This window comes from Aquimarina litoralis (genome assembly GCF_039523995.1).
Lineage (GTDB): Bacteria > Bacteroidota > Bacteroidia > Flavobacteriales > Flavobacteriaceae > Aquimarina > Aquimarina litoralis.
The window spans coordinates 70723-97125 of the sequence record NZ_BAAAGE010000001.1 but is presented as its reverse complement, the minus strand read 5'-3'; the positions used below and the strand labels follow the sequence as shown (position 1 = coordinate 97125).

Below are 26403 nucleotides of genomic sequence, written 5' to 3'. Positions count from 1 at the left end.
CTGTCAACTAATAAATGTCAATTATCAACAGATGAAAAAAGAGGATTATGGCTAAGAATTTAGTGATTGTAGAGTCACCAGCTAAGGCAAAGACAATAGAGAAATTTCTTGGAAAAGATTATACCGTAGCTTCGAGCTTTGGGCATATTGCGGACTTGCCAGCAAAAGAACTAGGAGTAGATGTAGAGGAAGGTTTTAAGCCGAAATATATCGTTTCTAAGGATAAGAAAGATGTAGTGAAAAAATTAAAGGATCTTTCTAAAAAAGCAGAAATGGTTTGGCTGGCTAGTGATGAGGATCGAGAAGGAGAGGCAATCGCTTGGCATTTGGCAGAGGAATTAAAATTAGATAAAAAGAGGACCCGTAGAATTGTTTTTCATGAGATCACCAAAAAGGCGATTCTAAAAGCAATAGAAAATCCTAGGACTATTGATTATAATCTAGTAAACGCGCAACAAGCTCGAAGAGTGTTAGATAGGTTGGTGGGTTACGAGTTATCTCCAGTTTTATGGAGAAAAGTAAAAGGAGGGTTGTCTGCTGGTAGAGTTCAGTCCGTTTCAGTGCGGTTAATTGTAGAAAGAGAACGTGAGATATTAGATTTTAAACCTACTCCTTCTTATCGCATTGATGCAGAATTTTCTAATGAGAAAGGGAAATCTTTTAAAGCAAAGCTTCCTAAGAATTTCGCAACAAAAGCTGAAGCTGAGGCTTTCTTACAGAAAAATTTAGGTGCTGGATTTAAGGTGGCGGATTTAACTACAAAACCAGCTAAAAAATCTCCTGCACCACCATTCACCACTTCTACATTACAACAAGAGGCTTCCAGGAAATTGTATTTTTCTGTAAGCAAGACCATGACCATGGCACAGCGATTATACGAAGCTGGACTTATTACTTATATGAGAACAGATAGTGTAAACTTGTCGACTGAAGCTCAGAATAGTGCCAAAGCAGAAATAGTTTCGGCTTATGGAAATGAATATAGTAATCCAAAACAATATAAAGGAAAGTCTAAAGGTGCTCAGGAAGCTCACGAAGCGATAAGACCTACGGACTTTTCTAGACATACTGTTCCTGTTGATTCTGATCAACAACGATTATATGAGCTTATTTGGAAAAGAGCAATAGCTTCGCAAATGAGTGATGCGAAACTAGAGCGAACAAATGTAAAAATTGGGACAAACTCTCATTCAGAACAATTTACTGCTAATGGAGAAGTAATAAAATTTGAAGGCTTTCTAAAAGTGTATTTGGAAGGTAATGATGATGAGGATGAAGAACAAAGTGGTATTCTTCCTGCAATGAAAGTGGGAGAGAGTTTGTTTAATAATTACATCACTGCTACTGAAAGATTTACAAGGCCACCAAGTAGATATTCTGAAGCTGCTTTAGTTAAAAAACTAGAGGAGTTAGGGATTGGTCGTCCATCTACATATGCGCCTACAATTTCTACAATACAGAATAGGAAGTATATAGAAAAAGGTTCTAAGGATGGAGAAGAGAGAGGGTATATACAGATTACGCTTTCTGGTGATTCTATAAAAGAAAAAAATCTTAAGGAAAAAGTAGGAAGTGATAAAGGAAAATTAATTCCTACCGATGTTGGGATGGTAGTGAATGACTTTTTGGTAAATCATTTCTCTTCTATCTTAGATTATAATTTTACAGCAAAAGTGGAGCAAGACTTCGATGAAATCGCCGAAGGTCAGGAAGATTGGACTCAAGTAATGAAAGAGTTTTATGAAGAGTTTCATCCTAGAGTAGAAGATGTTGCACAAAATGCAGAGCGTGAAGTAGGGGAAAGAATTCTTGGAGAGGACCCTGAATCTGGAAAACCGGTAAGTGTTCGCCTTGGAAAATTTGGGCCTATGGTTCAGATTGGTACTGCTGAAGATGAAGAAAAACCAAGATTTGCAAGTTTAGCGCCTGGACAAACATTAAGTAATATAACTTTTGAAGAGGCAATGGATTTATTTCAGTTGCCAAAAGAATTAGGTAATTATAAAGGAGAAGCAGTAAGTGTGAATAATGGACGTTTTGGACCGTATGTAAAATTTGGAGCCAAATTCGTTTCTTTGGATAAAGGAGAAGATCCATTAAGTACATCTTTAGAAAGAGCAATCGAATTGATAGATGCTAAAGAAAAAGCAGATGCTCCAATATATACATATGAAAATTTACCTGTGCAAAAAGGAACAGGTAGATTCGGGCCATTCATAAAATGGAATGGGATGTTTATCAATGTAAATAAAAAGTACGATTTCGATAATCTTTCTGATCAAGATATCATTCAGCTTATAGAAGAGAAAAAACAGAAAGAGATTGATAAGGTAATTCATAATTGGGAAGAAGAAGGTATTCGAGTTGAGAAAGCAAGATGGGGGCGTAGTAATATCATAAAAGGTAAGACTAAGATTGAATTGCCTAAAACAGTAGATGCTACTAAGCTTACTCTAGAAAAGGTGAAAGATCTTATCGAGAAAAATGCGCCCAAGAAAAAGACTGCTAAAAAGAAAACAACAAAGAAGACTGCTAAAAAGAAATAATAAATTTTATGTCCTTAGAATTTCTTTCGCCAGTTAGTGAAATAGTGGCAGCACATGTTGCATTGCTTCCAGATCAATCTTTAGGTAAGCAAATTAATATTCATACGATAGCAGATGGTGTTCCTGATCTAGATAAAGTTGATATTGCAATAATAGGTGTCAGAGAAAATAGGAATGACATTAATTATCTAGGAGAAGGATTGCATTTTGATACCATTAGAACTTCTTTGTATGAGCTTTTTCCTGGTAATTGGGATACATCTATTGTTGATCTTGGGGATATTCAGCCAGGAGAGGAGGTAAGTGACACGTATTTTTTAATGAAGGATATTCTTGGAATGCTTCTTCAGAAAAATGTAATCCCCTTAATTATTGGTGGAAGTCAAGATCTTGTTTATGGTCAATATAGATCTTTTGATATCCTGGAGAGAATGGTGAACCTTGTGAATGTCGATAGTAGATTTGATTTAGGAAATACTTCGCAACCCATAAAAAACAATTCTTTTGTTGGAAAAATCATAGTAGAACAACCTTATAATCTTTTTAATTACAGTAATATAGGATATCAAACATATTTTAATTCGCAAGAAGAGATTGATCTGATAGAAAAACTATATTTTGATGCATATCGATTAGGAGAGGTGATATCTGATGTTACGATTGTGGAACCAATCATGAGAGACGCGGATATTGTTGCTGTGGATCTTGGGGCAATGAGTTCTACATGTTTGGATTATAAATACGCTTCTCCAAATGGTTTTAATGGAAGAGAAATATGTGCAATCGCAAGATATGCTGGTATCAGTGATAAGGTGAAAAGTTTTGGAGTGTATGAATTTAAAAATTTTAAGCATGAAGAGACTGCAGCTTTACTAATTGCTCAAATACTTTGGTATTTTATAGAAGGGGTGAATTATAGGTCCAATGAATTGAATATTAAGAATAAAACAAGTACGTTACATTATAATGTTCCTGTTGAGGATGAAGTTTTGTCGTTTTATAAAAGCCCAAAAACAGAAAGATGGTGGATAGAAATACCATTTATTTCATCTGGGAATAATAAATTAAAAAGACATACGTTATTACCTTGCACATACAACGATTATGAGCGTGCTTGTAATCAAGAAATACCTGAAAGATGGTATAAGGCAAAACGAAAAAACGAAGTTTAACATTTTTATTAGGGAGAATTAAGGTTTTTTTTAGAAAAAAATTGTTTTTCTGAAAATAAATAAATAGGTTTACCACCTTAAATCTCGAAGATCTTAACCTAAAACACGTTATGAAGAAATTTGTATCACTCTTTGCTATTGTAGCAATGCTATATAGTTGTGGTGGCGGAAACCGCGGAGAACTAGTTGGAGTAAAGGGTAAAAAATGGCATCCAGAGAAACCTTATGGAATGGCCCTCATCCCCGGAGGATCATTTATTATGGGTAAATCAGACGATGATAAGGCGGCACTTGCTAATGCGCCAACAAAGACAGTTACCGTTCGATCTTTCTACATGGACGAAACTGAAGTTACCAACAGTGAGTATAGACAATTCGTTCGCTGGGTTCGTGACTCTACCGTAAGAATGAAATTAGCTATCATGGCAGACGACATGGGTAAAACTCCAGGAGACGATGGGATTGGAGAATATGCGTTTCTAGATGCAAATACTGAAGATATGTCTGTGTACGAAAAGTATGTTTATGATAACTATAGTGGTACTGGAGAAACAGGATACGAAGGCCGTAAACTTAATAAAGATATAGACATCGAATGGGATACAGAAGATTATCCAGATGAATTCTATACTGAGGTTATGGATTCATTATATATACCATTAGAAGAATCTTATAATGGAAGACGTACTTTCGATGTTCAAAACTTCAAATTCAGATTTACCTGGATGGACATCCAAGCAGCCGCTCGTGCGAAAAAAGGTAGAAGAAAAGATTTCGTAAAAGAAACTGTAATAGAAGTGTATCCTGATACAACAGTTTGGATAAAAGACTTTAATTATTCCTATAATGAGCCAATGCACAATGATTATTTTTGGCATAGTTCTTATGATGATTATCCAGTAGTAGGAGTTTCTTGGGAGCAGGCAAAAGCTTTTTGTACTTGGAGAACTATAGAAAAGAATTCATATCAGAAAAAACGTAATAAGGAGTTTGTAAATTATTTTAGATTACCTACCGAGGCTGAATGGGAATATGCGGCTAGAGGTGGTCTAGAGTCAGGTACATATCCTTGGGGTGGTCCTTACGCCCTAAATGATAGAGGATGTTTCTTAGCGAACTTTAAACCTCTTAGAGGTAATTACGCTGCAGATAATTTCCTTTATACAGTAGAAGCAAAAACATTTGAGCCAAATGATTATAATTTATATAATATGGCAGGAAATGTTTCTGAGTGGGTGCAGTCATCTTATGATCCTGCAGCCTACGAATATGTATCATCAATGAACCCAAATGTTAATGATGATCAGAACAAACGAAAAGTTGTACGTGGTGGATCTTGGAAAGATGTTGCTTATTTCCTACAGGTAAGTACTCGAGATTATGAATACGCGGATTCAGCTAGAAGTTATATCGGTTTCAGAACGGTACAGGATTATATGGGTACTGACGTTACTGGAGAAGATAATACCCGAAATTAGAATAAGTCCCAAAATTTATCTATCAACCCTAATTACTAACCCTTTTTTTTAATTTAATATTTAAAAAATTTAAAAAAACTAAACACATTTATTATGGCAAATTCAAAATCAAGCAAGAAGTTAATGAACATGGTATACGGTCTCGGAGCGGCTGTAGTAATCCTTGGAGCTTTATTTAAAATTATGCACTGGCCTTTTGGTAACGAGATGTTAATCATCGGTCTTATTACAGAAGCATTAGTATTTACAGTTTCTGCATTTGAACCTGTAGATGACGAGCTAGATTGGTCTTTGGTTTATCCAGAATTAGCTGGTGGATCTAAAAGAGACAAGAAAGAAAAAGAAACTCCAGAAGGATTATTATCTAAGAAATTAGATGAAATGTTGAAAGAAGCTAGATTAGATACTAGTTTAATGAACAGTCTTGGTGAAAGTATTCGTAATTTCGAAGGTGCTGCAAAAGGAATCGCTCCTAGTGTAGATGCTATTCAAGGAACTAAAAAATATAGTGAAGAAATGGCTGCTGCAGCTACTCACTTAGAGTCATTAAATAGCTTATATAAAGTACAGTTAGAATCTTCTGCTAAACAAGCTGAAGCTAATCAGGCTATCGCAGACAACGCAAAAGCTTTAGAAGAGCAAATGAAGAGCTTGTCAAGTAACCTTTCTTCTCTTAATGGAGTATATGGTGGTATGTTAAGTGCTATGAACAGAAGCTAGTATTTAACATTAATTAAAATTATAACTACCAAAATATAGAAATATGGCAGGAGGAAAATTATCACCAAGGCAGAAGATGATTAATCTTATGTACTTGGTATTTATAGCGATGATGGCATTAAATATGTCAAAAGAAGTATTGTCTGCATTCGGTTTAATGAATGAGAAACTAACTACGGCTAATACTATTGCTACTGAGCGTAATTCGGCATTTATGACTGGTCTAGCTGAAAAAGTTTCGGAACAACCAGAGAAGTACACTCCATTAAAAGAAAAAGCAGATCAAATTAGTAGCTTTTCTAATGACTTTAATACTTATGTAGAACAATTAAAGTCTGAGTTATTAGAGACAGCTGATGATCCAACAGATTATGAAACAATGGATAAGCCAGATGCATTAGATACTAAATTCTTTGAAGGAGGTAAGACTACTGCAGCTGCAACAGAGTTCTTAGAAAAGATTAAAACTTATAGAGAAGGAGTTGTTACTGCTATCCGCTCTGTAAAGGAGGTTGATGGTCAGGTAGCTACAGATGTAGAAAATACTTTTAATACTGAAAAAGTAAAAGATAGAGCTGGAGTTTCTAAAGATTGGTTAAATTACAATTTTGAAGGATTTCCATTAGTAGCTTCAATTACCAAACTTACTCAAATGCAGGCTGATGTTAAGACTACAGAGAGTAAAGTGCTTTCTGCGTTATTAGCAGGTCAGCAAGCTTCAGAACTTTCTTTTAGTAACTACGAAGCAATAGTTGTTCCAGATAAGACTGCTTTTTTTAGTGGTGAGAAATTTAAAGGACGTATCGTTTTAGGGCGTTTTGATGCTACATTAAAGCCTACTAAAGTAATGGTTAACGGAAAAGAGCAATCAGAAGTTCAAAATGGACAGATTATGCTTGATTTTCCAGCTGGAAACGTAGGAGAAAGAGAAGTAAAAGGTGAATTACAATTTAAAGAAGGAGATTCAACAGTAACTATTCCTATTAAAAGTTCTTATGCTGTAATTCCTAAGCCAAATTCAGCTGTAATTTCTGCAGATAAAATGAATGTGGTATATAGAGGAGTGCAAAACCCAATGACAATCTCTATCCCAGGAGTTCCTTCAGTAAATGCTACTGCACCAGGACTTAAGAAAGTGGGTGGAGCTGGTAAGTATGTAATGAACGTTACAGCTATAAAAGCTAGAGAAGTTGCTATTAAAGTAAGTGGAAAATTACCTAATGGTAGCTCTGTAAGTGATAGTAAGAAATTTAGAATTAAAGATATTCCAAGACCTGTTGGAACTGTTAGAGGAGAAGACGGAAGTATCAAAATGTCTAAAAGTGGTTTAGATAAAGCATCTATTGGTGCGATTCTTCCAGACTTTGATTTCGACATTAAGTTAGATGTTACAAGCTTTAAGTTTAAAGTAAGTGGACAACCAACGATTAATGTAAGAGGTCGTAGATTAGATTCTAGAGCAAAATCAGCATTGAAAAAAGCGAAAAGAGGATCTACAGTTCAGGTAATGGATATCAAAGCTCAGCTTAAAACGAATAAAGGATATAAGTTAAAGAAAATATCTCCGGTGATCGTTGAGCTAACGAACTAAAAGTAAACTAATAATTATGAATTTGAAAAATTTATTATTAACCGTTTTTAGCCTATTCGTGACAATGTTCTCGTTTGGTCAGGCTAACATTTTGAATGCTGGAAGCCCAGAAGATATTGGGAAGAAGACAATCGAACAAATTCAGTTAGATAATGACCTTCCGTTAGAGTATGGTTATGTTGATGAGCGTGATGTATTGTGGGCAAAGACTACTTGGGAAACTATAGACTTAGATGAGCGTATTAATTTCCCTTTGTATTACCCAATTGATACCGTTAACATTGGTTCTGATAGAAGAGCATTATACGATATCTTATTAGCTAATGTTAAAAACGGGAAAATTAAAAAGATTTACGCAGATTCATATTTTACAGAAACACGTACGCTAAGTGATTTAGATGGTACATTATCTAAAATAGATACGTTAGATTTAGGATATGAGCAGTATAATGCAGGTGAGCCGGTAGATCCTCAGTATATTGAGACAACTACAATTGGTGCTGCGGATATATCAGAGTATAAAATTAGAGGATATTGGTATTTTGACAAGCGTCAAGGAGAATTAAGATATCGACTATTAGGTATCGCCCCAGTAGCTCCGGATGTTAACTTCCTTAATGATGATGAGCCAGATATGGTTCCATTATTTTGGGTGTGGTATCCTGATGTAAGAGAGATTTTACATAAAGCGAAAGCATTTAATAGGAAAAATACTTCTATGCCTTTTACTTATGATCATATTTTAAATGCAAGACGATTTAGTTCGGTCATATATAAAGAAGATAATATTCAGGGTGACCGAGAGGTGAATGAATATATTATAGACAATGCTTTAATGCAGTTGTTAGAAAGTGAACGAATTAAAGAAAGTATCAGAAATTTCGAAATGGATATGTGGAGTTATTAAACTCTAATGTTTCTAATATAATATTGAAACGCCCAACTCTTGTTGGGCGTTTTGTTATTTTTAATATATGAAGGATTTTATAATCGTAGGTTTTGGATTAGCAGGATTGTCTTTTGCAGAAATACTGGATAGAAATCAAAAGTCTTATGTGGTTTTTGAGAATAATTCAGAGCTATCTTCAAGAGTAGCTGGAGGATTATATAATCCAGTAATTTTGAAGAGATTTACACCTGCATGGATGGCTTCGGAGCAATTGGCTTTGGCATTATCTGTATATAAAAATGTAGAAAAACAACTTAATGAATCTTTTATCACAGAACTACCGGTATTGAGAAGATTTAATACTGTAGAAGAACAGAATTTATGGTTTACAGCTTGCGACAAGCCCATATTGAATGAATTTCTTTCTTCGGATTTAGTTAAAAATGAAAATGTAGCTTTAGATATCCCTTTCCAATTTGGTCAAGTAAAACATACAGGAAGAATTGAGGTAAAAAAAATGTTGTGTTCTTATCTAAGTTATATAGAGACTAGACAACTATTGTTTAAAGAATCTTTTGAGCATACTGCCTTAGATGTTCAAGAAGACTATGTTAGTTATAAAGGGATAAGAGCTAAGAATATCATTTTTTGTGAAGGTTATGGATTACGAAACAATCCATTTTTTAATTACTTGCCACTGCAAGGAAATAAAGGAGAATATATTATTATTAAGTCCAAAGATTTGCAATTACAGGAAGCAGTAAAGTCTTCTATATTTATTATTCCTTTGGGAGGTGATCTTTATAAGGTGGGAGCTACATATAATCGAGATGATAAAACCTCTGTTGTTACTGAGTTGGCTAAAGAAGAATTACGTATGAAATTAGATCGTTTTCTAAATGTGGATTACGAAATAGTTGATCAAGTAGCTGGTATTAGACCAACAACAAAAGATAGAAGGCCGTTTGTGGGGACTCATAGAGAACACCTAAACTTGCATATAATTAATGGATTAGGAAGTAGAGGTATATTAATTGGTCCGTATGCCGCAAAAGGGTTATACGATTATATTACGAAGAGTACTCCATTGCATACTGAAATAGACATCAAAAGGTTTGACTAAGATGCTGTTTTCTTTTTTCCGTAGTGCATAAATAGATTAATCCAGATATTACGGGATAATCTAAGGATAACAGGAAAAAATACGATTAACGTACCGACGATGATAAAAAAGCTTTGTAGTAAATTAAATTTTAGAATAAGATTTCCTATAACAAAAGCGGCTACCGCAAATGCAATTCCTACTCCATAACTAACATACATGGCTCCATAAAAAAAAGAAGGCTCTATTTTATACTTTGTATTACAGTGGCTACAACGTTCATGCATCTGAAAAATCCTTCCTAATTTATAAGGATTTTGTTCTTTATACATACTTTCATTTTGGCAAACAGGACAAGTGCCAGTGAAGATGCTATATATTTTAGTTCCTTTTAAGAAGCTCATAGTACTTTTATTCTATTACAAAATTAATCATCTTTGCACAAAATATTCTAAAGCAGATGTTAAACATACACAACCTTTCTATTTCATTTGGAGGAGAATACCTTTTCGAAGAAATAGCATTTAGATTAAATGCAGGAGACCGAGTAGGACTTGTTGGAAAAAATGGCGCGGGAAAATCCACAATGCTTAAAATCTTATCCAAAGAGCAGGAGCCAGATTCAGGGCAAATTGCTATGGATAAAGACGTGAAAATAGGGTTTTTAAAACAAGATATAGATTTTGTTTTAGGTAGAACGGTTCTAGAGGAATCGTATGAGGCTTTTACAGAAATAAAGAAAATAGAAAGAGACATTGATAAGATCAATGCTCAGCTAGCAGAACGTACAGATTATGAAAGTGAAAGTTATAACCAATTAATTACAGATCTTAGTGATTTTACACAGCAATATGAGATTTTAGGAGGTTATAACTATCAGGGAGAGACAGAAAGAGTTTTACAAGGTTTAGGATTTCTTCGAGAAGATTTTGATAAGCTTACCGACACCTTTTCTGGAGGTTGGCGTATGCGAATAGAGTTAGCGAAATTACTATTGCAAAACAATGATATCCTGTTGCTCGATGAGCCTACTAACCATTTAGATATAGAATCAATTATTTGGTTAGAGAATTTTTTAAAAAATTATGCGGGAGTTGTGGTAATCGTTTCTCATGATAAAATGTTCCTTGATAATGTGACCAATAGAACTATTGAGATTTCTCTTGGACGAATTTATGATTATAATAAGCCTTACTCTAAATATTTAGTGTTAAGAAAAGAAATCAGGGAGCAACAACTTGCTGCACAAAAAAACCAATCTAAACAGATCGAACAAACTGAAAAATTAATCGAAAAGTTTAGGGCAAAAGCTACCAAAGCCTCTATGGCGCAGTCTTTAATCAAAAAATTAGATAAAGTAGAGAGAATAGAGGTAGACGAAGATGATAATGCCGTTATGAACATTAGTTTTCCTGTAAGCGTGCAACCTGGTAAGGTGGTTATTGAAGCTGAAAGTGTAGGTAAAAACTATGGAGAGAAAGAAATTTTAAAAGATATAGATTTACTAGTAGAACGTGGTTCCAAAACGGCTTTTGTAGGTCAGAATGGTCAAGGAAAATCCACTTTAGCCAAAATTATTATTGATGAAATATCTCATACAGGTCATCTGAAGCTTGGGCATAATGTGCAAATTGGATATTTTGCCCAAAACCAATCAGAGTATTTGGATGGAGAGATAACCATTCACGATACGATGATCAATGCTGCCAATGAAAAAACTCGTAGTAAGGTACGAGATATGCTAGGGGCGTTTTTGTTCAGAGGTGATGACGTAGAAAAAAAGGTAAAGGTACTTTCTGGTGGAGAGCGAAATAGATTAGCATTGTGTAAAATGCTACTAGAACCTTTTAATGTGTTGGTAATGGATGAGCCAACAAATCACTTGGATATTAAATCTAAAAACATATTAAAAGAAGCATTAAAAAATTTCGAGGGAACTTTAATTCTGGTATCTCACGATAGAGATTTTTTACAAGGATTGACTAATACGGTATATGAGTTCAAAAACAAACAGATTAAGGAGTATTTGGGGGATATCGATTACTACTTAGAGCAAAGAAGAGTGGACGATCTCAGAGATATCGAAAAGAAGGATAAAGAGTCTAAAACCGTTTCTGACACCAAAGAAAGTGCGAAACAATCTTATGAAAATCAGAAAAAACTAAAATCACTCAATAATCGATTGAGTAATATTGAATCTAAGATCAATAAGATAGAAAAAGAAATCAAGGAAATAGATGTAGAATTAGCTATTAACTATGATCAAACAATAGCAGAACCTGATTTTTTTGATAAATATCAAGCAAAAAAAGAAGAATTAGCTTCTTTAATGGATAGCTGGGAGTTAATACAAGAAGAAATTGATGCTTTAGCATAGAATTAACTTTCTGTATAAATTTCAAAAAAAGTTAAAAAATAGAATCCTAATTTGTCATTCTTATATCGTAATTAAGGTTTTATTAAACATCCTTGAATTTGAGTATGTTACCTTAATGTTAAGGCTAAATAACCGATATACTGCGGTGTAATTTTTATCGTTAGTATCGGGTACAAATGGATATTTATGGATATTTTTGTACCGTAAATTAAATTATACAGTGTATGAATGATACCTTAGCAATTGATTTAAATGCGCACGCTTTGTCCTGGATTGGAAAGATTCACTACGACTTTGGATTTTTAGTTCAAAAAGCGTTTGGTGAAAACGGATTGGATTTATCAAAGGAACAATGGAGTGTCCTGAAACGCCTTAATGTAAATGATGGTCAATCACAAAATGATTTAGCTTTTATTACACATCGAGATAAAACATCTATGACCAGATTGGTAAATACGATGGAGAGTAAGGATCTTGTAGTTAGAAAAAGTGATGAAAATGATAGACGAGTTAACCGAATTTTTCTTACCGATTATGGTAAAGAAGTTATTGAAAAAGTGACGCCTATTATGTATGATCTTATTCCTGCAGTACAAGAAAGCTTGACAGAAGAGGAGATTGAAAATCTAATCAACACTTTGAAAAAAGTGAAAGCTAAAATAGCAGAAATAGCAGATTAGCATATAGGTAATCTTAAAAATAAATTAAAAAAGGCATCTAAAATCTAGATGTCTTTTTTGTTTTTATCTAGGAAATTTATTTTATGAGTTCTTTAACTGGAACCCAAGTTAGTAGTATATAGTTTTGTGCAGCTTGTCATATTGAAAGTTTAAACAATTAAGTGTGTATGAGAAATATAATACTTTCTATTCTTGGTATATTATTGATAGTTGTTGCAGTATTTGCAGCAAAGAAGATAGTCGATAATAAGACCAAAATAAAACCAAAAGCTGCAAAAGTGATAAAAACAGTTTTTGTAGATACCGTACAAAATGGAACTGTGCCTATAAAGATATCTGCAAATGGTAATCTTACCGCAAAAAGAAGATTAGAGCTTTTTTCGGAAGTACAAGGTGTTTTTAGAGGAGGTACGAAGCTTTTTAAAACCGGACAGCCTTATCAAAAAGGACAAAAATTAATAAGAATTGATGCTTCAGAATATTACGCTTCAGTACAATCTGCCAAGAGTAATTTATACAACTTAATTACGTCAATAATGCCAGATTTGCGTTTAGACTACCCAGATATCTATGATAAATGGCAAGCGTATTTAACAAATTTTGATATTAATAAAGTAACTCCAGAACTTCCGGAAACCACTTCAGAAAAGGAAAAATATTTTATCACTGGGCGTAATATTTACAGTACTTATTACAATGTAAAAAACCTAGAGCAGCGGTTATCTAAATATACCATTTCTGCGCCATTCTCCGGTATTTTAACAGAGGCATTGGTTACAGAAGGAACATTAATCAGACAGGGGCAGAAACTTGGAGAGTTTATAGATACAAGTGCTTATGAAATAGAAGTGGCAATTAGTAAAGAATATTCAGATTTATTAAAAATTGGAGAAACTGTTGAGCTTTCTAACTTAGATAAATCCAAAGAATATCAAGGTGTTGTCACTAGAATTAATGGAAGTGTAAATCAGGCTACTCAAACCATAACCACCTTTATAGAAGTAAAAGATCCTTCATTAAAAGAAGGAATGTATTTAGAAGCAAATTTAAATGCAAGAAAAGCTGAAAATGCAATAGAGATTGATAGGAATTTGTTACAACAAAATAGTAAAATCTTTGTAGTTAGAGATAGCATTTTAGATGTAATAGATGTTCAGCCTGTATATTTTTCGGATAAAAAAGTGATCCTTACAGGAGTTCCAAATGGTGATGTGATATTAAATAAACCTGTTCCAGGAGCTTACGCTGGAATGTTAGTTAAGATATATCAATCAAAGAAAAACAAGCAAGGGGCAAAAGGTAACAATATCATTAGTACAAATTCAAAACAGTAACTATGCGTAAGATTATTTCTTATTTTATTAGATACCATGTTGCTGTAGATGTCATCGTAATTGCGTTTATAGTATTTGGGATTTTTGGAGCGCTTTCTCTTAAGTCTTCTTTCTTTCCGCTAACGGATTCCAAGAATGTCAGTATTAGTGTGGTATATCCAGGAGCTTCGCCATTAGAAGTTGAAGAAGGAATTATTCTTAAGATCGAAGATAATCTTAAAGGATTAGCAGGAGTGGAAAGGGTAACTTCTACATCTCGAGAAAATAGTGGTAGTATTAACGTAGAAATTGAGAAAGGAAAGGATATCGATTTTATGCTACTCGAAGTTAAAAATGCTGTAGATAGAGTACCTACATTTCCGACAGGAATGGAACCGATCGTGGTGTCGAAGCAAGAAGCCATTAGACAAACCATTAATTTTGCGGTAAGTGGAGATGAAATACCTTTAAGCACACTAAAACAAATTGCCAGACAGATTGAGAACGATCTAAGAGGAATTGAAGGAATTTCTCAAATCGGTATTACTGGATATCCTGATGAAGAAATAGAGATAGCAGTTAATGAAACAAGTCTTCTGGCATATCAGTTGAGTTTTAACGAAGTAGCTCAGGCAGTAAGTCAAGCTAATATTTTAACTACTGGTGGTACCATTAAAACGAATGCAGAAGAGTATCTGATAAGAGCGAATAACAGGTCTTATTATGCTAGTGAACTTTCTAATTTGGTGATCAGAGCAGAAGCATCTGGTAGAACTATTAGACTAAAAGACGTTGCTGAGATAAGAGATCGTTTTTCAGAATCACCGAACGCATCTTATTTTAATGGAGATTTAGCGGTTAATATTCAAATCACAAGTACCAATACCGAAGACCTAATTTCTTCTGCAGAAAAAACAAAAGAGTACATTACCGAATTTAATGAGAAGTATACCAATGTTCAGTTAAACGTAATTAGCGACCGTTCGATCACATTGGTACAAAGAACTAAATTGCTTACCGAAAACGCCATTATCGGAATGATATTGGTATTAATATTTTTATCATTGTTCCTAAATACACGATTGGCATTTTGGGTCGCTTTTGGACTGCCAATAGCATTCTTAGGAATGTTTGTGTTTGCAGGTTATTTTGATGTAACAATCAATGTATTATCTCTTTTTGGGATGATTATTGTAATTGGTATTTTGGTTGATGATGGTATCGTTATAGCAGAAAATATCTATCAACATTATGAAAAAGGCAAAAGTCCTATTCAGGCCGCGATAGATGGAACTATGGAAGTGATACCACCGATCGTTTCTGCCATTATTACTACAATATTAGCGTTTGGAATCTTTTTGTTTCTCGATGGTCGTATTGGAGATTTCTTTGGCGAAGTTTCCGTAATTGTAGTACTTACTCTTACTGTTTCTTTGGTAGAAGCACTGATAATTTTACCTGCGCATTTAGCGCATTCAAAAGCACTAAAAGCAGAAGATAATAAACCAAAGAAGGGGATCGCTAAACTTTTCTCTAAGCTAAGAGATATTAATAAGTTTGGAGATAGAATTATGAGATGGCTTAGAGATAATATTTATAGCCCAATGCTCAGTTTTTCTTTAAAGAATAAGATTTTTACCTTTTCTATCTTTCTAGTGATTCTAATCCTTACAGGAGGAAGTATTGGAGGAGGAATTGTAAGAACAGCATTTTTTCCACGTATTGCTAGTGATGTAATCTCAGTGGATTTAGGAATGCCTAACGGAACCAATGAGAAAATTACAGATTCTATCATCTCTATGATCGAAGAGAAAGCTTGGATCGTAAATAAAGAACTTAGCGAAGAATATTTGGGAGGAGAAGATTATGAAGGGAAACAACTTTTCGAAAATATCATTAGAAGTATTTCGTCATCTTCGAATGCATCATTAAGAATTAATATGCTACCAGGAGAAGAGCGGCCTAATGAGCTAAATTCTGGATTAGTAGCTAATCGTATTCGTGAAAAAGTGGGTCCGGTTTTTGGAACCGAACGATTAATTTTTGGATCGGGTGGAAATTTTGGAGGAAGTCCAGTTTCTGTTTCTCTTTTAGGAAGTAATATCAAAGAATTAAAAGCAGCAAAGCAGGAGTTTAAGACGATATTAGAAAATGATTCTCGATTAAAAGATGTAGCAGATAATGACCCAGCCGGTATTAAAGAAATAAAAATAGAACTTAAAGAGAATGCATATGCTTTAGGACTTAATCTTAGAGATGTGATGGCTCAGGTAAGAGGTGGTTTTTTTGGAATACAAGCACAACGATTCCAAAGAGGTCAGGACGAAATACGAGTTTGGGTGCGATATGATAGAGAAAATCGATCTTCTATTTTAGATCTTGATAATATGCGAATTTCGACACCAACTGGAGCAAGAATTCCATTAAACGAAATTGTAAATTATTCTATAGAAAGAGGCGATGTTGCAGTTAATCATTTAGATGGGAGAAGAGAAGTACAAATTTCGGCAGATTTAAAAGATCCAGAAACAACAAGTTCTACGGATGTATTAGAAGAAATAAGATCCGAAATCATGCCAGATATTATTGCAAAATACCCTACAGTTACTCCATCGTATGAAGGACAAAATCGAGAGGCAGGTAAGTTTTTAGGATCTCTAGGTCCAGTTGGTTTAACAGCATTAGCCTTAATTTATATCACCATCGCTTTTACTTTTAGAAGTTATAGTCAACCTTTATTATTACTTCTGTTGATTCCATTAAGCCTACCAGCTGTAGCATTTGGACATTGGATACACGGATTTCCAATTAATATATTATCCCTATTAGGGATCATTGCTCTTATAGGTATTATGGTTAATGACGGGTTGGTACTTATAGGTAAGTTTAATAGTAATTTAAGAGCAGGAATGACTTTTGATAATGCCATCTATGAAGCTGGTAAATCAAGATTTAGAGCAATTTTTCTAACATCCTTAACTACCATAGCAGGATTAGCACCATTAATTTTTGAAGAAAGTAGACAAGCTAAATTCTTGATACCAATGGCAATTTCAATAGCGTACGGGATTGGATTTGCCACTGTACTTACTTTATTAGTTTTACCATTATTCCTGTCGTTTAGTAATACTATTAAAGTAGGAACGAAGTGGTTAGCTACTGGTAATAAAATAACGAAAGAAGAAGTAGAAAGAGCTATCAAAGAACAAAAAGAGGAACATGAAGAGCAATATGAATTACAACCATAAATCACTGATTACATTTATCTTGTTGGTGGTAGTTGCTGGTAGTGTTGCTGCCCAAAAACTAACGAAACAAGAAGCAATTCGGTTAACATTAGAAAACAATTATGGAATTCTAATAGCAACCAACACTATTGAAACTGCTAAAAATAATAAAGGGATTCTAAATTCGGGATACCTCCCAACATTAACAGCCAATGCTGGTGCAAATTATCAAGAAACATCAACAACGACCTCATTTCCAGGAGCAACCATAAGAGTTCCTGTAGAGGGAACTATGGACTCAATTACAAGACCAAGACCAGACATTGAAATTCTTGGCGCAGAGACGCAACGTTATAACGCATCTTTAAACCTCAACTATACATTGTTTGATGGTTTAGGAAGATATTATAATTATAAGAGATTAAAAGAGCAATACAATCTTACAGAGCTACAAGCAAGAGAAACCATAGAAAATACTTTATTACAATTATTTACGGTGTACTATGAAGTGGCTAGACTTACAGAGAATGAGCAGATTTTGGAAGAAACACTACGTATTTCAAAAGAGCGAGTAACCCGATCGAATTATCAGTTCGAGTATGGACAAAATACAAAACTTAATGTATTAAATGCCGAAGTAGATGTCGCTAATGATAGTATTAATTTGATAACTACCAGACAACAGTTGGTCAATACCAAGAGAGACCTAAATGTAATTGTAGATAATGAGTTAGAAAAACAATTCTCTGTAGATACGATAGTGAAGTTTATCTCTAGATTAGAAATGGATAGTTACATAGAAAAGTCTATAGAAAACAACGTTACCTTATTACAGAATGAAAGTAATATTCGTATCAGTGATTACGATATTAAGGTAAGTAAATCTGGGTATTTACCAACAATTGGCCTTAATGGATCTTATGGCTGGAATGAAAATAGGAATCCACCATCTGCATTTTTCCCAGGGAACATAGGAGATACATATACCTTAGCTGCTGGAGTAAGTTTAAGTTGGAATCTATTTGATGGAGGAGGAACGATTACAAGAGTAAAAAATGCTAAAATAGCACTAGATAATCAGGAATTAGCCAAGTTACAAGTAGAACAGCAAGTTAAAAGGGATATTGCCAACGCTTTAGGGAACTACGAAAACCGACTGAAAGTGTATGAAATACAACAGCAAAACGTAGTTACGAATCAGAATAATTTTGAGCGTTCGAAAGAACGTTTCAAGCTGGGGCAGATTACCTCTATAGAGTTTCGACAAGCACAGATTAATCTCATAAATGCAAAAACAAATAAAAACTTGGCTAAATATGATGCTAAGTTAGCAGAATTACAATTATTGCAACTTACAGGTCAATTGCTAAATATTGAATTTTAAGGAATACGAAGTCTTTTGGATAGTAAAAGATCAAAAAATAACAATATATAATAGTATGTTCGAACATTTTTTTCAATGTCCCTACTGCTGGGAAGAAATATCAATGTTATTAGATCCTTCTATTACATATCAGGTATATGTAGAAGATTGCGAAGTATGCTGTAATCCTATAGAGATACATCCGCGTTTCGAAGAACAGGTATTAATAGCCTTCGAAGCGTTGAATATTGAGCAATAAATGCCTTTTGTTTACCAAACAGTGAAAATTAGCTCTTGTTATTTCATTACACATTCCTTTAATTTATGATATTAAAATCACAACAAAAGTTTATCTTTAAGAACTACGGTAATATCATTCTGAAGAGTAACATAAAAACAGTTTTTCAAATTTTTTATGTGTTCTTCTAATCAAAAAAATAGTAAATAATAAAATGAGAATTTTATACACATTAATCATAGTTTTTGCTTTTTTAAGTTGTGATGAGAATAAAGAAAATAGATCTTTAAATCCCGAAAACTGGGCTAAAAGAAATGTAACATCACAATTAAGTGATTCTTTAAACTATGGAAAATCATATTTGTCAATCTATTCTCAGATTTACAGTATTAACGAACATAAGATCCATAATCTTACCTCAATGGTTAGTTTAAGAAATACCAGTGATTTGGATACAATTTATATTTTAAGAGCAGAATATTATGATACAAATGGTAAATCCGTGAGGAAATATTTTGATCATCCAATCTATTTGGTTCCAATGGAAACCACGGAAATCGTAATCGATGAAATCGATATATCCGGAGGAACAGGCTCTAATTTTATTTTTGAATGGAAAATACCCGAAGACTGCCCAGAACCACTTTTTGAAGGGGTGATGACTTCTACATTAGGACAGCAAGGATTGTCTTTTACCACGCAGGCTAAAAGAATAAAATAACACACACTTATCTAGAACATCTTTTTTTTATAATAGCCTAAATATTTCTATTTATTGATCTTCACTAAAAATATGTAGAAGACTGAGAAGAATGTTGCAACCATTTTGAGATGTATCCAGGTTTCGAAGAACAGGTATAAATTCCCTTCGAAACATTGAAAATTGAGCAATAATCCACCGAATTTCCATTCGTCGACAGTAAATTACCATTCGTCTACAGTTAAAATGATTCTAACGACATGTAAGGGATTACCTCGTTAAAATTATTGAATTTTACTAAACAGGAGCGAATTCCCGTAAGTGTAAAATTAAAACCTGATGAGAAATTTAAAAATTTTATTAATAGAAGACGACGAGATCGAAAGAATGAAATTTACAAGAGTATTACAAAAAAATAACTACGCTTGTAAATTGGAAGAAGCTACAAACGGCGAAGAAGCTGTAGAAATTTTAGAAGACGAAACCAAAACTCCAGACCTAATTTTACTAGATCTGAACATGCCAAAAATGAATGGTATCGAGTTCCTAAAAAGTCTAAAATCTAACAGTCAATTAAAATACGTTCCAGTAATCATTTTAAGTACATCAAATAATCATCAGGATCTGAAAAGGTGCTACGAAGAAGGGATCGCAGGATATTTAGTAAAACCATTAAAGTACGAAGATTACGTAGAAAAGATAAAAGCTTTGATAGAATATTGGGGAAAAAATGAGTTAATTTCTGTTTAAAGTACCAGAAAACTCGTAAATTAACTAATCTCTAAACAACATATTATGAAAGGAATCGTATTTACAGAGTTTTTACAATTAGTCGAAGATAAATTTGGTCTGGAAATGGTAGACCAAATTATTGAGGAATCCAACTTACCATCTAATGGAGTGTATACTGCCATAGGAACTTATGAGTTTTCAGAAATGCTTAGTCTGATTACCAACCTTAGTAAGAACACAAACATAAAAACAGATGATTTGCTACTTACCTATGCCGAACATTTTTTTGGAGTACTGGCTGGTGGTTATCCTCAACTTATAGAAAGATATACAGACCCTCTAGATTTATTAGAATCCATTGAAAATCACATTCATGTAGAGGTAAGAAAAATATACCCTAGTGCAGAGCTCCCTACTTTTGAGGTATTGGAAAGAACTCCAGACTCATTAGCGATGATTTATAAATCTAGTAGAGCTATGTATAGTTTTGGACTAGGACTCATGCACAAAACATTTGAACATTTTAACAAAAAGGCTGTCATTACTTGCGATAAATTAAAAGATGATGGAACAGAAGTTAAATTTATGATTCAAATGACTAATGGGTGAAATTAAACCAGACATATTACAGCGAGCGCTACAAAGAGAAAAAGCAGCTCGGAAACAAGCAGAAGGAATTTTAGAGGATAAGTCCAGAGAGTTATACAATGTTGCTCAAGAGTTAAAAACAGTTAATGAGCAATTAGAATCGGTCTTAGCAAAGAAAAGTTCAGAGCTTCAAGGAATGTTTCATAATCTTGTTGATGCCTACGTGCTCATGAAGGTAAATGGAGATATTTTGGAAATGAACGATGCAGCTAAAGAACTATTCGGATATGATCCTAAGAATGAAAAACTAAATGTGATTTCTCTGATTCATAAAGAGGACATCAATTATGCGATGAATTCTTTTCAGGAGCTTGTTACCGAAGGATTTTTTACAGATTATGTGGCTAGAGCAGTAACAAAAGACAATGGTGTGCGTATCGTGCATATTAATGGTAGTGTAATCAAAGATAAAAATAATGAAGTAATTGCGGCTCAAGGTATTGTAAGAGATATTACAAGCCAGATAGAAGCACAGCAACTAAAAGAAGAATTACTTAGAAATCTCGAACAAAGTAATAAAGAGCTAAATGATTTTGCACACGTGGTGTCACATGATTTAAAATCACCACTTCGTAGTATGAATGCTCTGATTACGTGGCTTAAAGAAGACTATGAAGATAAACTAGACGAAGGAGCTATGAAATCATTCGATTCATTACTCAATAAAATTGAAAAAATGGATCATATGATCGACGGGATTTTAAGCTATTCGAGTATTGATAAAAACGAGAAGGAGAAGCAGAAAGTCAATCTTAATAAAATTGTATCCGATATATTAGAAATGATTTTCATCCCAGAAACATTTAGCGTAAATATCCATGATATGTTACCAGTTGTAATGGGAGATAAGTTTAGATTTCAACAATTGTTTCAGAATATTATTAGTAATGCAATAAAATATAATGATAAAGAAAAAGGTGTTTTAGATATCAAATGTAGAGAGATTGGTGGTTTTTGGGAGTTTACGCTTGCAGATAATGGACCAGGAATTCCAAAGGCATACCACCGCAAAATTTTTGAGATTTTTCAAACAGCACAGGATAAAACTAAGTCTACCGGTATTGGATTATCGATCGTAAAAAAGATCGTTAATATGTATGGCGGAGAAGTACAAGTTTCATCCGAAGAAAATAAAGGCACAACATTTTTATTCACTCTTAAAAAAACCTCTAAATGAAAATTCAACAATACGAAAGAAACGGACAAGGTGAATGGGTAGCTACCCAATCCTATACCGAAAAGTTACAGAACCCGTTGGTTTTAGTATTTGGAAATCGATTCATTTTAGAAAAAGAACCGATTTTAGAAGAGGTATCGGAACTTTTTGGAACTAGTGAAATAATTATTGGTTCTTCTGCTGGAGAAATTTTAGGAGGCAATGTTTCTGACAATACAATTTCGCTAACAGCTATAGAATTCGAAAGAAGTGCCATAAAATTAAGTCGTCAAAATATTCTGGATAATGATAAGAATACCTTTGAAACAGGAAAAAAATTAGCAGCTGGATTACCAGCCGATAACCTGAAACATATTTTTATTGTTAGTGAAGGAAGTTTTGTAAATGGTTCTGCCCTAATTGATGGTATCGAAGAAGTATATAAAGACATTCCATGCACAGGAGGACTGTGTGGTGATGATGCAAGGTTCGAAAAAACACTAGTCGGATATAACGAAAAACCCAAAGAAGGAGAAATTGTTGCAGTTGGATTTTATGGAGATACCTTACAGATTACGAGTGCTCAATATGGAGGATGGAATCCATTTGGTCCAGAAAGAATTATTACAAAATCAGTAGATAATATTTTATACGAGTTAGACAATCAACCAGCGCTGGATTTGTACAAAAAATACTTAGGAGATAAAGCATCAGAATTGCCACAGTCCGCTCTTTTATATCCACTAAGTGTGAAAACGGAAGGACGTAAAGAAGCAATCGTAAGAACGATACTAACTATCGACGAAGAAAAAAATGCCATGATTTTAGCGGGTGATGTACCAGAAGGATCTGTGGTGCAGTTGATGATGGCTAATATCGATAAAATTGCAGAAGGAGCTTCGAAAGCAGCAGAAATTGCTATGGAGTCTCGTGATAAAGATCCACAATTAGCGCTGTTGGTAAGTTGTATCGGAAGAAAATTGGTAATGGATCAACGAGTAGAAGAAGAGATTGAGGAAGTCATTGAAGAAGTAGGTAAAAATGCAGCGATTACAGGTTTTTATTCTTATGGAGAGTTAGCACCTTTTAGTAATAGTACAAGATGCGAACTCCATAATCAAACAATGACCTTAACCTTATTGAGTGAATAACAATGAATTCATTATTGAAGCGACAGATAAGAAAACACTTATCTGAAGAATTAAAAAATAATCCTGAGATACAAAGCTTTTTAGCCGCAATCGAAGGTTCATATAACACCTACGAAGAGCAATTTTCGATGCTGCAAAGGGCGATGTCGATAAGTTCACAAGAGTTGTTTGACGCTAATAAAAGACTAACAGAAGAAGCCAAACAACAGCGAATGGTGATAAAAAGATTGAATGATGTTATAAAAACACTTCAATCTATAGGTAACAAAGAAGTAACCAAAGAAATCAAAGATCTTACAGGAATTGAGTTAGCCACATTAATCGAAGAACAAGCGGCTAAGATTTCTGCCTTTGAAAAGCAAAGAGCAAAGATGCTCAGGGATTTAGAAAAAAGTAATGAAGAGCTTACAAGCTATGCACAAGTAGTATCGCATGATTTAAAATCGCCTTTGCGCAATGTAAGTGCCCTGATTTCTTGGATAAAGGAAGATGCAGAGCAAATGGGAGGAACTGCATTAAGTCATCTTGCTCATATCGAAAAGAATATAAGTAAGATGGATAATATGATCGGAGGAATTTTGGAATATTCGCTGGTCGACAAAAAGGATAAAATTGTAAATCTGGTAGATTTAAATGTATTGATATATCAAACAATTGAGTCACTACACGCTCCAGATTTTATAGAATTTAGTATAGATAATAGGCTTCCAACAATGAAAAAGGATCCTTATCGAATAAAGCAGCTTTTTCAAAACTTGATAAGCAATGCGATTAAGGGAATGGATAAGGAAGAAGGGTATATCTATATTGGATCAAAGGAAGAAGAAGAGTATTGGGAATTTTACATAAAAGACAACGGAAAGGGGATTCCGGAAAAGTATCACACAAAGATTTTTAAAATGTTTCAGAGTATCGACTCCACAAAAGAGTCTACTGGAATTGGATTATCTATTGTTAAAAAGATCATAGATTACTATGAAGGAAAAATTTGGTTGGAATCTGTCGTCGGTGAAGGAACTACCTTCTACTTTACGATAAAAAAATGAAAAAAGTATGTTAATAAATTCTACAGACCCCCATAATGTAGCAAAAACAATTAAAGAAAAATCAAAAGGTCGAAACGTTGTACTATCAATACCAGATAATTATCCGGTAGATGTCGAAATGCTTATCGAAGAATTAAATAAGCTCGATGTGCAGTTCATGGGAGGAATTGTTCCCAAAATCATTTATCAAAATATGGTATTGGATGAAGGTGTGGTTGCTAATTTTTTAGACCACGTAGTAACTCAGTTTGTGATAGAAAACATTAGAGAGAAAGATTTTACTGTTCCTCACATTCCATTTGAAAAAGAAAAAGATTATTGCGCTTTTACCATGCTAGATGGTTTAACTGGTAATATATCTCATTATTTATCAGAAGTATATCGAGTGCTTGGTAATAATTGCCTCTATCTAGGCGGAGGTGCCGGAAGCCTTACTTTGGAACAAAAACCTTGTGTTTTTAGTAATGAAGGTTTTTTTATGAATGCAGCCATAACCGTAGTTTATGAAGGTTCCGGTAGTCTAGGTGTGCAACACGGATGGGAAAAAATTGAAGGTCCTATTATCGCTACAAAAACCGATAAAAATGTAATACAAGAACTGAATTGGAGAAATGCTTTCGAGGTATATAAAGAAATCGTAGAAGCAGATAGCAATAAAGAAATAGGTGAAGAAAATTTCTTTGATATTGCAAAATCATATCCCTTTGGTGTTGTAAAAGATAACTCGGAATGTATCGTAAGAGACCCTATTGCTACAAATGAAAAAGGAGAGTTAATATGTGTAGGAGAGGTATTTAATAACACCGTTGTGGATGTATTAAAAGGAAATCGATGTAGCCTAGTAAAGTCAGCCGAAAAGGCAGCAAAAATGGCCATTGAGAACTTTTCGAATCCCAAGTCTGGAGTGATCATCGATTGTATATCTCGTGCTTTGTTTTTGGAAGACGAGTTTCAAAACGAATTAGATACCGTAGTAGATTTGTTGAAAAAGGAAAATGATCAAATGTTCATTGGTGGAGCATTAACATTAGGAGAAATATCTTCTTTTAATGGGTATTTAGAACTTTTTAATAAGACAATCGTAGTCGGATTATTTGGTAAAAAATGAGTGTAAATATCAACAAACATATTGCAGACATTCTTCAGCTCTATGAGTTTTCTATGGCCATAGGAAAGACGTTAGATTTTCAGAAGAATTGTGATAACTTTCTAAAACTATTGTTAGCCAGAAAAAACCTAAGCGGATGCTGTGTAATCTCCAAAGAAGGAGATGATTTTACTAGATCTTATGCATATCCCGAGGGATTGGTAGATGATAGCATGATAGAGCATAGTGGATTCCTTACAGATTGTTTCAAGGATGATACTATAAAAACCGGTATGTTTGAAGATGATAAAAAAGAAATGGTTTCTTCTTGTAGAACACAAGGTTCTTGGTTGTTTTTTAATTTACAAAATGACAAAGGATTGATGCTCATGAATCATAAAGGAACCCCATTTAATCAGGTAGAGATTAATCAGCTAACGCCGATTATGGAGAAGTTCTCGATTTCTCTAAAAGCCTGTGAGTCTTTTATGAGAAGAGATAATTTACTAAAGAGATTAACAAAACAAAATAAAGAGTTAAGAGAATATACACAGGTGATTTCGCATGATTTAAAATCTCCGCTAAGAAATATTGTTACCTTAATTGCCTGGACCAAAGAAGATGGAGAAAACCTTCAGGATGATGTTATGCAAAACTTAGAAAGTATTGAGGATAACATCGAAAAAATGGATAACCTTATAAAGGGATTACATGCATATTCTACGATCGATAAGTTCGAAGAAAATGATAAAGAGATTGAGGTTGCACCATTTTTGGACGGAATTATAGAATCTTTAGAGGTTCCCGAGAATATAGAAATCATGGTAGATAGTAATATCTCTACCTTATCGATACACCCAACACTCTTTCAAAACCTGTTTCAACATTTAATAAGTAATGCGGTCAATAGCATTGACGAGGAAAATAAAAAAGGAAAAATTAGTATTAACATAAAAGGAGAAGAAACACAACTAAAATGTAGCGTTCAGGATAATGGAAAGGGAATACCAGAAAAATATCAAGAACGGGTTTTTGAGCTATTCGAAAGCATAGATTCTAAAAAGGAATGCGTTGGAATTGGATTACCAATCATTAAAAAAATTATCGATTATTACGATGGTGATCTGCTATTAGAATCAGAAGAAGGTAAAGGAACCACATTTAGTTTCTCTTTAAAAAAAGAATGA

At 33.8% G+C, this 26403-nt stretch carries 22 protein-coding genes; 21 read left to right on the top strand and 1 reads right to left on the bottom strand.

What is annotated here, in order from left to right; all coding sequences use genetic code 11:
* Window positions 1-47 precede the first annotated feature (47 nt).
* The 7 genes from topA (at window position 48) to ABD077_RS00265 (ending at window position 9519) form a co-directional block, all read left to right on the top strand.
* The gene (gene topA / locus ABD077_RS00295; RefSeq protein WP_343909365.1) at window positions 48-2546 is read left to right on the top strand and encodes a type I DNA topoisomerase; all 2499 of its coding nucleotides are present in this window, start codon (window positions 48-50) and stop codon (window positions 2544-2546) included.
* An 8-nt stretch (window positions 2547-2554) separates the two neighbouring features.
* The gene (locus ABD077_RS00290) at window positions 2555-3718 is read left to right on the top strand and encodes a formimidoylglutamase (RefSeq protein WP_299898303.1); all 1164 of its coding nucleotides are present in this window, start codon (window positions 2555-2557) and stop codon (window positions 3716-3718) included.
* A gap of 110 nt (window positions 3719-3828) precedes the next feature.
* Complete coding sequence (porK, locus tag ABD077_RS00285) at window positions 3829-5196, top strand: T9SS ring complex lipoprotein PorK/GldK (protein WP_343909362.1); 1368 nt, start codon at window positions 3829-3831, stop codon at window positions 5194-5196.
* Window positions 5197-5289: 93 nt separating this feature from the next.
* On the top strand, window positions 5290-5916 hold the full coding sequence (gene porL / locus ABD077_RS00280; RefSeq protein WP_343909360.1) for a type IX secretion system motor protein PorL/GldL: 627 nt from the start codon (window positions 5290-5292) through the stop codon (window positions 5914-5916).
* 43 nt (window positions 5917-5959) lie between these two features.
* Window positions 5960-7507, top strand: coding sequence for a type IX secretion system motor protein PorM/GldM (gene porM / locus ABD077_RS00275; protein WP_343909358.1), 1548 nt, complete (start codon window positions 5960-5962; stop codon window positions 7505-7507).
* 16 nt (window positions 7508-7523) lie between these two features.
* Window positions 7524-8414, top strand: coding sequence for a type IX secretion system ring subunit PorN/GldN (gene porN, locus ABD077_RS00270; protein WP_299605820.1), 891 nt, complete (start codon window positions 7524-7526; stop codon window positions 8412-8414).
* A gap of 67 nt (window positions 8415-8481) precedes the next feature.
* A complete protein-coding gene (locus ABD077_RS00265; RefSeq protein WP_343909356.1) occupies window positions 8482-9519 on the top strand; it encodes an NAD(P)/FAD-dependent oxidoreductase in 1038 nt (345 codons plus the stop codon).
* On the opposite strand, the gene ABD077_RS00260 is transcribed toward ABD077_RS00265, so the two are convergent.
* Window positions 9516-9902 (bottom strand): DUF983 domain-containing protein, encoded by a 387-nt coding sequence (locus ABD077_RS00260; RefSeq protein ID WP_299605826.1) that lies wholly within the window; start codon window positions 9900-9902, stop codon window positions 9516-9518. The genes ABD077_RS00265 and ABD077_RS00260 overlap by 4 nt on opposite strands.
* A gap of 56 nt (window positions 9903-9958) precedes the next feature.
* Between ABD077_RS00260 and abc-f the strand changes: the two genes are divergently transcribed.
* From abc-f to ABD077_RS00190, 14 genes are all read left to right on the top strand, one after another.
* On the top strand, window positions 9959-11875 hold the full coding sequence (gene abc-f / locus ABD077_RS00255) for a ribosomal protection-like ABC-F family protein (protein WP_343909352.1): 1917 nt from the start codon (window positions 9959-9961) through the stop codon (window positions 11873-11875).
* Between the two features lie 224 nt (window positions 11876-12099).
* Window positions 12100-12555, top strand: coding sequence for a MarR family winged helix-turn-helix transcriptional regulator (locus tag ABD077_RS00250; RefSeq protein WP_343909350.1), 456 nt, complete (start codon window positions 12100-12102; stop codon window positions 12553-12555).
* 167 nt (window positions 12556-12722) lie between these two features.
* Complete coding sequence (locus tag ABD077_RS00245; RefSeq protein WP_343909348.1) at window positions 12723-13889, top strand: efflux RND transporter periplasmic adaptor subunit; 1167 nt, start codon at window positions 12723-12725, stop codon at window positions 13887-13889.
* A 2-nt stretch (window positions 13890-13891) separates the two neighbouring features.
* Window positions 13892-17116, top strand: coding sequence for an efflux RND transporter permease subunit (locus tag ABD077_RS00240; RefSeq protein ID WP_343909346.1), 3225 nt, complete (start codon window positions 13892-13894; stop codon window positions 17114-17116).
* Entirely contained in the window at window positions 17088-18479 is a 1392-nt protein-coding gene (locus ABD077_RS00235) for a TolC family protein (protein ID WP_343909344.1), read from the top strand. The genes ABD077_RS00240 and ABD077_RS00235 overlap by 29 nt, the downstream gene beginning before the upstream one ends.
* A gap of 55 nt (window positions 18480-18534) precedes the next feature.
* Entirely contained in the window at window positions 18535-18717 is a 183-nt protein-coding gene (locus tag ABD077_RS00230; RefSeq protein ID WP_299605840.1) for a CPXCG motif-containing cysteine-rich protein, read from the top strand.
* Window positions 18718-18910: 193 nt separating this feature from the next.
* On the top strand, window positions 18911-19417 hold the full coding sequence (locus ABD077_RS00225) for a DUF3124 domain-containing protein (RefSeq protein WP_343909342.1): 507 nt from the start codon (window positions 18911-18913) through the stop codon (window positions 19415-19417).
* 318 nt (window positions 19418-19735) lie between these two features.
* Complete coding sequence (locus ABD077_RS00220) at window positions 19736-20146, top strand: response regulator (RefSeq protein WP_343909340.1); 411 nt, start codon at window positions 19736-19738, stop codon at window positions 20144-20146.
* Between the two features lie 45 nt (window positions 20147-20191).
* On the top strand, window positions 20192-20737 hold the full coding sequence (locus ABD077_RS00215; protein WP_299605846.1) for a heme NO-binding domain-containing protein: 546 nt from the start codon (window positions 20192-20194) through the stop codon (window positions 20735-20737).
* A complete protein-coding gene (locus ABD077_RS00210) occupies window positions 20730-21953 on the top strand; it encodes a sensor histidine kinase (protein ID WP_343909338.1) in 1224 nt (407 codons plus the stop codon). The genes ABD077_RS00215 and ABD077_RS00210 overlap by 8 nt, the downstream gene beginning before the upstream one ends.
* A complete protein-coding gene (locus ABD077_RS00205; RefSeq protein WP_343909336.1) occupies window positions 21950-23083 on the top strand; it encodes an FIST signal transduction protein in 1134 nt (377 codons plus the stop codon). Before ABD077_RS00210 ends, ABD077_RS00205 begins: the two co-directional genes overlap by 4 nt.
* 2 nt (window positions 23084-23085) lie before the next feature.
* On the top strand, window positions 23086-24129 hold the full coding sequence (locus tag ABD077_RS00200) for a sensor histidine kinase (protein WP_343909334.1): 1044 nt from the start codon (window positions 23086-23088) through the stop codon (window positions 24127-24129).
* 7 nt (window positions 24130-24136) lie between these two features.
* Window positions 24137-25237 (top strand): FIST signal transduction protein, encoded by a 1101-nt coding sequence (locus ABD077_RS00195; RefSeq protein ID WP_343909332.1) that lies wholly within the window; start codon window positions 24137-24139, stop codon window positions 25235-25237.
* Window positions 25234-26403 carry a sensor histidine kinase gene (locus ABD077_RS00190; RefSeq protein ID WP_343909330.1) on the top strand — a complete coding sequence of 390 codons (1170 nt, stop codon included), beginning with the start codon at window positions 25234-25236 and terminating at the stop codon, window positions 26401-26403. The genes ABD077_RS00195 and ABD077_RS00190 overlap by 4 nt, the downstream gene beginning before the upstream one ends.